We start from the raw sequence: 12,377 nt of genomic DNA, 5'->3' as shown, positions 1-12,377 counted from the left end.
ATGCTGCCAAGTGCGCGCGTTTACGGCTGCGGTTCGATGTCCAGCAGCAAGTCGCCGTTGGTCAAGAATTCAGCCGCCTGCACCACGCCACGATAGGCCTGACCGTTCCATTCAAAGCTAATCCTGTGGGCCTTCAGCAATTGCGCGGGCCATGGCGGCGCAAGCCGCAACTGCACACCGGGCGCAGCGCGCACAAGCTGCGCCATGCACTCGCTGGCGAGCGTGTTCACACCGAACAGCGTGTCTTGCAGGTATTCAATGTTGACCGGTTGCAGCGTTGCGTCAGTAGCGTCTGGCATATCTGTTACCCCACCGATGACAGCCAGAAAGACTGCCTGGCGATGACCATTTCTTCACGTATTTCCCGCACAAGCCGGTTGATCCCCGAAACACCGTGGTAGTGGGCGCGGTTGATGTTGGCTATGGTGAATTGGTCCATACCGTGCGCCGTTACAGTGACTGAAAGGCTGCCGTCCGGGTTGAGCGCGCACTTGACCGCGCACTTGGGAAGGCGAGCGGAAAGGGCCGTTTCGATTTCGGCTTTCGTTAACGTATCCATGAGTTCACCGCATAAAGGACTCAGCGCGTTAAGGCTAGCTCAGAATCAGTTGGCGTAAATACTGGCAAGGTAATGGCTGCTTGGAGGCCGGTGTTTTACCTTGTCCCGATGAGCTCGCATTGCTTTAGCTTTCGATAATGCCGTACAGATTTTCTGGCCCTTTCTAGGAGCGTTCCTAAATACGCCGGCTGAAGGTCTGCCGATAATTCGCACATCCCCACTTATGTGTGCTCTGCCATGTCCTTCCTACCTATTCGTGTTCTGGTCATCGAAGAACACCCGTTCAAGCGGCTTGTTGCCACCCAGGTGTTCCGGGAGGTCGGGTGTGAAGAGGTGGCCGCCGTTACCGATGTCGCGGCGGCCGTTGAGTTGCTCGAGCGTACCGGGCCTGTCGATATCGCCTTGTGCAACTTGAAGGACGAGGGCGCACACGGCTTGAGGGCCATCGAAGTGCTCGGCCGTGGCCACTTGGCTAAAGCGCTCATTATGTTCAGCGCCCATGGCACGGACCTGCACGATGCAATTGATCGCATGGCAGGCCTGTTGGGCATCAGTGTATTGGGTTATGTGGACTTCCCGGTGCCAGCAAGCGCCATTGCGCCTATGCTCAGCCGCTACCTGGAAAGGATTGGGGCGCCGACAAAGCAGGCGCGCCGAAGCAGCCGGTCTGGGTTCTTGAGCAAGGCGTGCGTGGCTGGGGGTTTTTCAAGGCATGAGTTCAAGGCGTTTTTCCAGCCCAAGTTCAATTTGAGCACGGGGCAGGTGCGCGGTTTTGAAGTGCTGGCGCGTTGGCAACATCCACAATACGGCCTGTTGTATCCGGCAGATTTTTTGCCGCTGCTCGCTCAAGTTGGCGCGTTGGATGAACTGTTCTTCGCGCTGTTGCAACAAGGCCTTGAGTTCTTGCAGCAGTCGGCAGAGCAGGAGCAGTTCCTATCGCTGGCGTTTAACCTGGAGTCCGACCAGCTCGGTCATGGCTTATTACTGCCGCGTCTTTGCGACTCACTCCAATCCCACGCCATTGCTGCGTGTCGTCTGACGTTTGAAATCACTGAATGCGGCCTGCTGGAAGTTTCCCCCGCCGTGCTCGACACCCTGATACGACTGCGCATGATGGGTGCCGGCCTGTCGATTGATGACTTCGGCACCGGCTATTCCTCGCTGGAGCGCCTGTGCCAGTTGCCGTTTACCGAAATCAAACTGGACGCCGCATTTACCCGCGATCTTCAAAGCAGTGCGCGCAACCGTGCCGTGGTCAGTAGCACATTGGCACTGGGCGAGGCACTGGGCATGCGAGTGGTGGTGGAGGGCGTCGAGAACGAAAACCAGCGCCTGGGATTACTGAAGCTGGGATGCAACGAGGCCCAGGGCTATCTCTGTGCTCGTCCCATGAACGCTGCGCGCGCGTTGGCCTGGCTGGCGACCCAGTTGAACTCGCGCAGCAATATTTGATGTCAATCAGGAGGGCTTTTATGTCCAATCCACGTTTGCGGATCGCGTTGGTAGATAGCGATGCCACCCGGCGAATGAGTATTGAAAAAGACCTTGGCCATTTGGGATACCACCGCGTTGTGCCTGTCGATTCCCTCAAGGTGTTGATTACGTTATTGGATAACGCAAGGGATGTATTTGATCTGTTGGTGATCAATGAAGAAACTGTGCACGCGGCGGGCGCACAGTTTAAGCAAATGCTTGAGGAGTACGCGTGTGTCAGACACTCATTGATTTATCAGGGCGTGACCCTGCAAGCGTTTCCCGATAATTCAGTCACGGCGCAACGCTGCGGCTTTATTGCCTCCGGTGTTCCGGACCGATCGATTCTGGCGCGCGTCATGGATCGGGTGGATGTGCAAATAAAACAGCGCTCGGGCAGACCGTTGCTGGAATCCAATTAATCCTGATGTGAGCTATTGCACGCTTTTCGCGGGACCCGCCACCGTCGCAGTTTTATGCTTTTAGTCCCATTCCTATTTGCTTCTTTTTAGGCACTGATAAGCTTTTTCGCTGAAACAATCTCGGGAAATTCTTTGTCATGATCTTAAATGCCGCCGTGCCTAACGAGTTCAGCGCCCTGCGCGTGATCACGTTGGCAACCGACCCTGCGTGTGTCTTGCGCCTCGCCTCTGCGTTGGGTGGCATGGGGGTCACGCCGCTGGCCACGGTCGCCTCGCTGGAGGCGCTGCAGGCGTGGTTAAGCGCGCACCGCGTGGACATCATCGTGTGCGAAATCCGCTCCGAGTGTGGCGATGGCCTGATGTTGCCAAGTGTGCTCAAAGCACTGCATGACGCGGGTACGTTAATGCAGTTTCCGAGTATTTTCTGGACCGGCGAAACCACCCTGAATGTGCAGGAAAATTTGATCGAAGCAACAGTTACACCGGCGTGCGAAGCGCCCGCTAGGCAGTTGTGGGTCAAGCACATGGGCGGCGTAGCCATCAGCGCACTGGAATCCCATTCGCGCCTGGCGCAGTCGGCGGGAATCAGCGTGCAGATCTTGCGTGACGGTGGCCCGCTGGAGCTGGGCGATGCCTTGCGCACGGTGCTGCTGACCCTCGCTCAACCGGACCCCAAGCTGCAGGCCATGACGTTTGAGTCGCTGGCTGAGGATGAAGTCATCAACGCCCTGACCACCGGCGAGGGATTGCGCTTTGTCTTTCAGCCACAGTTCGAGTTGCTGAGCCGGCGCATCGTCGGCGCTGAGGCGTTGGTGCGCTGGAAGCACCCGCGCTTTGGTGAAATTCCGCCTGCGGTGTTGATGCCGCTGGTCAACCGTCTCGGCCTGGACCTGTTGCTGTTCAGCCTGGTGGAGATGTGGACTCTGCGCGTGATGCTAGCGTTAAAGCGCGAAAACATTACGATCCCTATCGCGGTGAATGCGTCGGCCAAGACCCTGTGCACCCCCAATTTTGCCGAGCGCCTGGCCTTGCGCATGCGCCAGGCAGATCTGCCGAGCCGCTTGCTGAAAGTCGAACTGACCGAAGATGTGCAGGAGCCGGATGAGCTGCATCTTTCGGCGTCATTGACGACTATTCGCGCCAAGGGTTTTCAGGTTTCGCTGGATGACTTCGGCAGCGGCGCAGCCACTTTCAAGCTGTTGGCGAACCTGTCGTTTGATGAAATGAAAATCGACGGCTCGTTTGTGCGCGGTGTCGAGCAGCACGCCTCGTCACGCAAGGTGATCGCAGGCATTGTGAACTGGGCAGGTCTGCTTAACCTGAGCCTGGTGGCGGAGGGGATCGAGGACGAGTCCACGATCCCCCTGCTGCACCGCCTGGGTTGCCGGGTAGGGCAGGGCTATGCGCTGGCGCGCCCGATGGAAATAGACGCCTTCTTGAACTTTGTGATTGAGCGGGAAAAGAACGGCTGAGGCTGTAAAGTTTGGCGGGCAGGTAAGTATTGGAACTTGATGTGTGTAGGTCAGCTCTTGGTTTTTAGGAGTTTTCTTATATTAAGTTTTTCGCAGATCTATTAAGTTTTATACCGTTGTTATTGTGAAGAATTGGCGCATTTTTTAACTGCGATGGTGAGCCTGTGCGCGTTAAGTTATAGGGAGTGAGCGTGTGGCGTGTGATGTTCAGTTGCACGGATGTAATTGATGAAATGGATGAGTCTGAGAGGACCTTAACTTATTCAGAGTGAGGCAGCGCTGTTGTCCATTTTTTTGCACGCTATACAGAGTGTTCCGTCATTTATGAAACGCCTACAAATTGCTTTGCTGGATGATCATGCAATCGTGCGGCATGGTTTGGTCAATCGGTTGGTACAGGAACCTGATTTTGAAGTGGTGGGGGTCTACGCTCGCAGTCGTGAGTTGATGGCCGGCCTGCTGACACACCCGGCCGAGGTGTTGTTGCTCGATTTTGTGCTCGGCCCTCATGAGCTGGATGGCATCCTGCTGATCCGTGCTCTGCGGGTAAAGTACCCGGGCTGCCGAATCCTGGTGTTTTCCACTCACCATGACGCGGCCACGGTGATTCTTGCCCTGCGCGTCGGTGCCCGTGGGTTTATCGGCAAGGGTGAAGACATGAGCCAATTGATCAGCGCAGTGCGGCTGGTGGCCTCGGGCGCTGTCTACCTGAGTGCCGACATGGCCTATCGGGTGGCCGAAGCCACGGCGGTCAACTATGACGGTGAGGAGCAATCACGCGATGACGCGATGCGTTTTGTCAGCCTGTCTGCGCGGGAGCAAGAGGTGATCCGCTGTTACCTGTCGGGCATGACCATCACCGAAATTGCTGAAAAATTCAGCCGCAGTATCAAGACCATCAGTTCGCAAAAGGCCTCGGCTTTTCGCAAGTTGGGCGTGATGTCCAACAACGAGCTGTTTCGGATCAAGCACATCATCGAGAGTGTTTAACGCTAAACGCAGGCCACGCCGACGCGCGCAAAAACAGCGGTAGGCGGGCGTGCCCTTTGGCGGTTGTTGCATATACTCCTTGAAGTGCCGTAATAGCTGTCCCTGTTGTTTGACCGCGCCACCTAAGCGGGGCCAAGTGGGTTCGAATACGATGAAACCTGTACGCATTGCTCTATTGGACGACCACGCTGTTGTTCGGCATGGGCTCGCCAACACCTTGGCGGCCGAGGCCAACTTTGACGTGGTTGGCATTTATGAAAAAAGCCGCGACTTGCTCGCCGGCCTGGTCAGCGCTCCGGCTGACCTGCTGCTACTGGATTTCTCCCTGAGCCCCGACGAGATGGATGGCGTATCGCTGATCCGCGCCTTGCGGGTCAAGTTTCCCAGTTGCCAGATCCTGGTGTTGTCCGCCCATCATGACCCGGCTACCGTGGCCCTGGCCATGCGGGTCGGTGCCCGTGGCTTTGTTGGCAAGGGCGAGGACATGACGCAAGTGGTCAAGGCCATTCGCAAGGTGGTCTCCGGCGCGGTGTACCTGAGCACCGACATGACGTATCGCCTGGCGGAAACCGTCACCAGCGAGACGCGCAAAGACCCCAGCGAAGCCTCGGATGCCCTGGTCCAGGCCGAGCTGACCAGCCGTGAGCAGGAGGTGATCCGCTGCTATCTGGCGGGCATGACCGTGAGTGAAATCGCAGAAAAATTCAATCGCAGCATCAAGACCATCAGCACCCAGAAAACCTCAGCGTTTCGCAAATTGGGAGTCACCTCGAACAATGAACTGTTCAAGCTCAATAAAATCATCGGCTCACCATGAGGCGATGGCGACCGGGTGCCCTCTTATTCATGTTGCTGATGCTGGATGCCGCGCTTGCCTGTGCGGCGCCGGTTGAGCTGACGGAGCAGGAGCGGCTGTGGATAGCGCAGCATCCGGTCCTTCGAGTGGGGGTGATGGAAAACCTGGTCCCCTTCGAGTACATGAGTAATGGCGTGCTGCAAGGGCGGCCGGTGCAGTACCTGCAATATGTGCGCGATGCCACGGGGCTTGAATTCACCTATGTGCCGGTCAAGACCCGGGCTGCACGTGAGCGCATGCTGTTGGATGGCCAGGTAGACCTGCTGTCTTCGCACTTTCGCTTTCGTGACGAGCCGCCTATCGAGGATCTTACCGCGCTGGTCTACGACACTACCGTGCCGATCATAGTGACCCGTGTCGACGACGCCGATATTTTTGACCTTGACCAGCTACAAGATAAAACCGTCGTGATCCCCGATGTGGAGTATTACGAGCAGTTGCTCAGAAAAAGGGCACCCCGAGCCACTCTGATCAAAAGCCCCCAGGCCTTGGCCATGCTGAACACCCTCCGGGACGGTGGTGCCGATGCAGTCGTGGCCTCCGAAGCCTTCTTGATGCCCTATTTGTATCGACAGTTTCAGGGCGTGCTGGAAATTTCTGGCGTGGTGGGCAGTAGCATGTTGGATGTGAACATGGCGGTGCGCACCGATAACGCCATGCTGGCCTCGATCATTGGCAAAGCCCTAGGCTCGATCAGCCCCTCACAACAGAATGCGATGTACGAGCATTGGTACCGGGACCTGGAGGTAGATGCGCCGACCCTGTGGGACATCGCCAGCCATTACTTGCACCTTTTGATCCTGGGCATGTTGGCGTTGATTGGCTTGTGTGTGCTGGTCTATCGCGGTTACCGCCAGCAGCGGCAGGCCGAGCGGAACGAGCAGGAAAAAACCATGTTCCTGGCGGTGATGGGTCACGAAATACGCTCGCCAATGAACGCCGTGCTGGCGGCCATGGAGCTGCTGTGGCACACCCGACTCAATGACCAGCAGCGCCACTTCGCGCACTTGGCCAACAGCGGCGCCAATATGCTGGTGCGCTTGCTTGATGATGTGCTGCACCGGCCGGATTCAGGGGCCAAGGCGTTACGCCTGACACTTGAGGCGACGGATGTCATCGCGCTGGTGCATGGCGTAGTGGGCTTGCATCGCCTGCGTGCGGGGGAAAAACACTTGAGTCTGAATGTGAGCGTGCAGACACCCCTGCCGTCGTTGTGGCTTGACCGTTCGCGGCTGACGCAGGTGTTTCATAACCTGTTGTCCAACGCCATCAAGTTCACCGATACCGGCGCTGTTGACATCACCCTGCGCCTGGAAGACTTGCTGGACGGTAAGCATCAGTTGCAGGTTGAAGTCCGCGACACCGGCATCGGTATGGGCGAAGCGGTGCAGGCCTCTTTGTTCCGGCCTTATGCCCAGGCGAGTCAGTCCTACAAGCGTGCGGGAGGCAGCGGCCTGGGGCTGATGATATGTCGGCAATTGGTCGATTTGATGCAAGGCTCGCTGACCCTGCGCAGCGAGCCGGGAGTGGGGACGTGTATCAACCTGTACTTGCCCGCAACCCTTGCCCCTGAGGCCGCTGAACCGACGCGAGCCCCGGCCCCAATGCCTTTGCATGTCACCGATGGTTTGCAGCTGCTGGTGGTGGAAGACACCCTGGCCAACCAGGAAGTGCTGCGGGCGCAAATCAGCGGGTTTGGTTGTGTGCCAGTGATTGCCGCCGATGCGGCCCAGGCCCGCGTGCGGTTCGCTGAGAGCGCTTACGCGTTGGTATTGATGGACTGCGACCTGCCGGATCAGGACGGCTACAGCCTGGTCTGCGAACTGCGGGCGCTCGAACAGCAATGGGGGCGAGCGCGCTGCCCGATCATTGCCATTTCCGCCTTGACCGGCGAGCAGCACCTTCAACGCTGCCTGGCGGCGGGCATGGATGGGGCGTTGAGCAAGCCCATACGTCTGGGGCAGTTGAGTGACGTGATCGAGCAGTGGTGCGGCGTCACGTTGGCGGCACCGCGTGCCAGCTTGATGGCCCCTACACTTGATCAGGCCGCTATCAACCGTGAGATGGCGGCTGACCTGGGGAGCCTGCTCAGGGCGATGGCGCTCTGTGATCGCCCTTCGGCCATCCATGTTGCCCATCGGTTACACGGCGCGGCACTGATCATCGAATGGCCGGCCCTGGCCCAGGCGGCCGCGCACATGGAGAACCTGTTGCGGGCAGAGGAGGGCTGGGGCAACCCGGTTTACGTGCACACGCTTCAGGCGTTGGTTCAGCACTGGCGTGCCGCGAGCGAGGAGACCCCGCTGGACATGCTGGCCATGGTCGCGCCGCCGCCGATGACGCAACCATGAGGGTTGCACGGTTGCGCCTGCTGCTGGGGTGGTTGCTGCTGGCAAGCGCGGGCCTGGCCGATGCGCAGGCCGACCCGCCGTCGATGACCTTGACCCAGCAAGAGCGTGACTGGATCGCCGCCAACCCCGTGCTGCGTGTCGGTGTGTTCGACAACCTGCTGCCCTTCGAGTACATCAGCGACGGCCAGTTGCGTGGATTATCGGCCAAGTACCTGGGGCTGATTGCGGCGCGTACCGGCCTGCATTTCCAGTCGGTGGTCACCGGCAATCGTAGCGCCCGCAAGGACATGCTGATCAGCGGCGAGGTGGATATCTTGCCCACCCGGCGCCGCGATGACGATCCGGTCAAGGACCTGGGCATGCGCTATACGACGCCCTACAACACCAGTTCCACCATCCTCGTCAGCCGCTTTGGCCAACAGCCATTCGTGGACCTGGAACAACTTGCCGGCAAACGCCTGGTGATGTTGGGGCGCGAGGGGTATCAGGCGTTTTTGCAGCAGAAAGTCCCCGGCATAACGGTGATCTCCGGCCAGAACGCTGTCGACATCATGGCGATGGTCAAGGACGGTCGGGCGGATGCCGCCATCGCCTCTGAATGGTTACTGATCCCCTATCTTTCCCGGCAGTATCAGGGGGTGTTGCAAGTATCCGGGGTGGTGCCGCAATTGCACACCGGCGTGAGCATGGCGGTGCGTGACAGCGACGAGATCCTGTTGTCGATCCTGGAGAAAGTGCTGGGGTCCATCAGCAACGATGAACGCAAAGCGATCTATGACGCCTGGTTCGATGACATGAACCTGGATATTCCGACGATCAAGGACATCGCCGAGCATTTCCAGGGTGAGTTGTGGCTGTTGCTGTCGGTGGTGCTGCTGTTGATCGCGTTCGCCTGGCAAAGCCGTCGTCAGCGCCGCCAGGCCGTGCAGAGCGAGCGGGAAAAGGCGATGTTTTTGGCGGTGGTCAGCCATGAAGTGCGTTCGCCGATGAACGCGGTGCTGGCGGCTATCGAGTTGTTGGAGCACACACCGCTGGACGAACAGCAGCGCCACTTCACTCAATTGGCCAACAGCGGCGCCAATACCTTGCTGCGGCTGGTGGATGACGTGCTGGACATTTCCAGGATGGAGGCCGGGCAACTGAGCCTGACCCTGGAGCCTGTGGACCTCTGGGCCTTGGTCGAGCAGGTGGTGGAGGAGTATCGCGCCGGCGCCGAAGAAAAAGGCCTGCTGCTGACATTGAGTGGTGAACGCCCCAGCGGCCCCTTGATGCTGGAGGGCATGCGCTTGAGTCAGGTGCTGCGCAACCTGATCTCCAACGCGGTCAAGTTCACCGAGGTAGGCGGGGTAGAGGTGCAGCTCAAGGTGGTTGAATGGCCAGAGGTTCGTGGGCCGCACGTGCTGATCCGCATCATCGACAGCGGCATTGGCTTGTCACAGCAGGCGCAGGCCAGCCTGTTTCGACCCTACGCACGGGCCAAGCATTCTTACAAACGTACCGGTGGTAGCGGGCTTGGCCTGGTGATTTGCCGTCGCCTCGTGAGGCTGATGTCGGGTGAGCTGACCCTCAACAGCACCCAAGGCGTGGGTACTGAGGTTGAAGTCAAGCTGTCCGTCGAGTGGGCCAAGACCCTGGATATACCCCAGGCTGAAGCGGCGCCGGCCCAAGTGGAGGGTAACGGTGCACACGTGTTGGTGGTGCAGGCGCCTGTGACCGGCCAACAGACACTGCCTGCACACCTGCAAGCGCTGGGTTGTAGGGTGTTGCTGGCGGTTGATGGCGCCCAAGGGTTGACGCTATTCAATGTGCGACGGGTCGATATGGTATTGATCGATTGCGACTTGCCAAACAGTGAAATCGAGCCGCTGGCGGGCGCCTTTCGTGAGTTGGAGCAGGTGTTGCAGCGTGCCCATTGTCCGCTTGTAGCTGTCGCGGGCTTCAGCGATAACGAGCACCTAGAGCGTTGTTTTGATGCGGGGCTCGACGGGGTGCTGGTCAAGCCGGTTACACCGGCCAAGTTGCAGCAGATGATCGAGCTTTGGTGTGACATGCCGCAAGGTCCGCTGCCGGCAATGCCCAAGGAAGAGTCAGAGGAGGAGTCGCATATCCTGCGCACGGCCTTCAACGACTTGATCGAGGCACTGGCCTTGCGCGAGCGAAGCCAAGCGTTGCAGGCAGTTCAGCGTCTGCACGGGGCGGCGCTGGGGCTGGAGCGGGACGACCTGGTGAGCACTGTCGAAAGCCTGGAACGGCTATTGCGCGATGAGCGTGACTGGCCAGCGCAGCAGATAGCCGAGCGTCTCAGCGTGCTGCTTGGTCAAAGGCCTGCGCCAGCATAGCCTCGTTGCTGTACCCGCTCGTTCTCACAGGTGGGGCTTGCCTTAATGCCGTTCAGTTAAGCGTATATCGCCCTCTGTAGGAGCGAGCTTGCTCGCGAAAAACGTCAACGATAATGTGTGCTTCCTGAATGAACGCGGCGCCTGTGAGTTTTTCGCGAGCAAGCTCGCTCCTACAAAATGCCTTAACTGAACGGCATTAGAGCTTGCCTGCGATAGCGATGGGTATCTATACAACTCTGTAGCGCTCAATGGTAACCACGATGCGAAGCGAGCCGTTCAGGCGGCCCCCAAATCACTGGCGGATTACGGGCACACCGAGCCTAAGCGAGGTGCCGAGTGGTGGGGCAAGAGCGTTTTGCTTGCTTTTGCGCTGTTCAAAAGGGAGCCGCCGTCAGGGCGGAACCCTAGGTGGCCGTTACCGCAGGAACGGATATGTACCCAATCCAACTGTGTTGACTGTCAGGCCGCCTTCGCAGGCAAGCCAGCTCCCACATTTGGACTGCGGCGCGCCAGGTAGATAAGCGTCGGATGTCAGGCCGCCACGGGTCCAGCCTAACCTCGAAGTTGTGTAGATGCTTAGGCTGCGATAACGATGGGTCAGTCAACATCTGATGATCAGGATAACGATGACTCATTATATAAGCTGGATTTAAATATACCGTTCAGGCGCGCTTTTAGGACCACTCCTATAGACGCTTTGTCTGTTGGCTTATTAAAGCCAGCCCACTATGGTGGGGGACTTGGTTTGTTGATTTTAATCGCCTGTTTATAAGGTGATTTGCCCGGGTTATTTGTTTTTCAGAGCACTCCTATTTTGAAAATTAAGTGCGCTGCTTACACTTCATTTCGCAACAACGCAGAAGTATTTCCCGTCCAGGGAACTTCACAACTTAATCAAGCCTATCGCGTTCTCGGAGTTACTCATGAATTACAAAGCTCGCGCCCTCGCTGTACTGGTCGCTGCCACCGTCTCTTCTGCTGCCATGGCTTCGGACGGCAAAATTGATTTCAACGGTGAGCTGAAAGCCGAAACCTGCCAAGTGGCCGTCAATGGTGCAGCAGCTTCCGGCGCGACCACCGTCACCTTGCCAACCATCTCCACCGCTTCCTTGGCTTCCGCCGGGCAAGTAGCTGGCCAGACCGGTTTCAACATCGAACTGAGCAAGTGCTCTGCTGCGATCAAAACCGCGGCGGCGTTCTTTGAGTCGGGCGGTGGCGTGGATCCGGCCAGCGGTAATGTGAAGAACATCAGCGGTTCAGCCACCAAGGTCCAACTGCAGTTGGTGGATGCCACCAATGGCAACGCGATCAAGGCCGGCAACACGTCTCAGGTTACCTCCACCAGCCGCGTAACTGTTGACCCAACTGCCCTGACCGCTGTGCTGCCGTACGCCGTTCAGTACTACGCCCAGTCGGCTACCACGCCGGGCACCGTTGTGGGCTCCGTGACTTACTCCATCAATTATCAGTAAGTCGCAGGCTTTGGACACACGCCCTGCTCGGTATTGAAGGGCGTGCATCCAGACGGTAAAGGGATTGCTCTATGTCGTGCACACGTGCATTCAAACCACTGCTGCTGATCGGCCTGGCCACACTGATGTGTTCCCATGCATTCGCTGCAGTGGTGATTACCGGTACGCGCCTGGTCTATCCGGCGGACCAGAAAGAAATCACCGTAAAACTGAACAATAACGGCACGTTGCCCGCACTGGTCCAATCATGGATCGACACCGGCAGCGTCGAATCGACACCCACCAGCTCCAAGGCGCCGTTCCTATTGTCGCCCCCGGTGGCGCGCATTGACCCGACCAAGGGCCAAAGCTTGCGAGTGCTCTTTACCGGCGCGACTTTGGCGCAGGACAAAGAGTCGGTGTTCTGGCTCAACGTTCTCGAAATCCCGCCCAAACCCGAGGCG

The 12,377-nt window shown here is 58.3% G+C and carries 11 protein-coding genes; 9 read left to right on the top strand and 2 right to left on the bottom strand.

The annotated features are described in order from the left end of the window. Positions 1-20 precede the first annotated feature (20 nt). Both GIW04_RS20340 and GIW04_RS20335 read right to left on the bottom strand, forming a co-directional pair. A complete protein-coding gene (locus tag GIW04_RS20340; RefSeq protein WP_120248348.1) occupies positions 21-299 on the bottom strand; it encodes a hypothetical protein in 279 nt (92 codons plus the stop codon). A 5-nt stretch (positions 300-304) separates the two neighbouring features. Beyond that, the gene (locus tag GIW04_RS20335; RefSeq protein ID WP_003190434.1) at positions 305-559 is read right to left on the bottom strand and encodes a hypothetical protein; all 255 of its coding nucleotides are present in this window, start codon (positions 557-559) and stop codon (positions 305-307) included. Positions 560-796: 237 nt separating this feature from the next. On the opposite strand from GIW04_RS20335, the gene GIW04_RS20330 reads away from it, so the two are divergent. The 9 genes from GIW04_RS20330 to GIW04_RS20290 all read left to right on the top strand — a co-directional run. Then, positions 797-2,011 carry an EAL domain-containing response regulator gene (locus GIW04_RS20330; protein ID WP_034135310.1) on the top strand — a complete coding sequence of 405 codons (1,215 nt, stop codon included), beginning with the start codon at positions 797-799 and terminating at the stop codon, positions 2,009-2,011. 20 nt (positions 2,012-2,031) lie between these two features. Further along, a complete protein-coding gene (locus GIW04_RS20325) occupies positions 2,032-2,454 on the top strand; it encodes a histidine kinase (RefSeq protein ID WP_120248347.1) in 423 nt (140 codons plus the stop codon). Between the two features lie 137 nt (positions 2,455-2,591). Continuing rightward, positions 2,592-3,926, top strand: coding sequence for an EAL domain-containing protein (locus tag GIW04_RS20320; protein WP_098951997.1), 1,335 nt, complete (start codon positions 2,592-2,594; stop codon positions 3,924-3,926). A gap of 324 nt (positions 3,927-4,250) precedes the next feature. After that, the gene (locus GIW04_RS20315) at positions 4,251-4,916 is read left to right on the top strand and encodes a response regulator transcription factor (RefSeq protein WP_032892352.1); all 666 of its coding nucleotides are present in this window, start codon (positions 4,251-4,253) and stop codon (positions 4,914-4,916) included. Between the two features lie 151 nt (positions 4,917-5,067). Continuing rightward, a complete protein-coding gene (locus GIW04_RS20310) occupies positions 5,068-5,733 on the top strand; it encodes a response regulator transcription factor (protein ID WP_003190442.1) in 666 nt (221 codons plus the stop codon). 29 nt (positions 5,734-5,762) lie between these two features. Further along, positions 5,763-8,123: an ATP-binding protein gene (locus tag GIW04_RS20305; RefSeq protein WP_034135312.1), complete on the top strand. Its 2,361-nt coding sequence runs from the start codon at positions 5,763-5,765 to the stop codon at positions 8,121-8,123. Next, a complete protein-coding gene (locus tag GIW04_RS20300) occupies positions 8,120-10,462 on the top strand; it encodes an ATP-binding protein (RefSeq protein ID WP_034135313.1) in 2,343 nt (780 codons plus the stop codon). The genes GIW04_RS20305 and GIW04_RS20300 overlap by 4 nt, the downstream gene beginning before the upstream one ends. A 923-nt stretch (positions 10,463-11,385) precedes the next feature. Beyond that, positions 11,386-11,934, top strand: coding sequence for a fimbrial protein (locus GIW04_RS20295; protein ID WP_003190448.1), 549 nt, complete (start codon positions 11,386-11,388; stop codon positions 11,932-11,934). 71 nt (positions 11,935-12,005) lie between these two features. Continuing rightward, a partial coding sequence (locus GIW04_RS20290; RefSeq protein WP_236479155.1) for a fimbria/pilus periplasmic chaperone occupies positions 12,006-12,377 on the top strand: 372 nt, incomplete at its 3' end.

Source organism: Pseudomonas sp. PA-4-8C, from assembly GCF_021606625.1.
Taxonomy (GTDB): domain Bacteria; phylum Pseudomonadota; class Gammaproteobacteria; order Pseudomonadales; family Pseudomonadaceae; genus Aquipseudomonas; species Aquipseudomonas lactis.
Note: the sequence above shows the minus strand (reverse complement) of the source record. Positions and strands in the feature narration are given on the sequence as shown.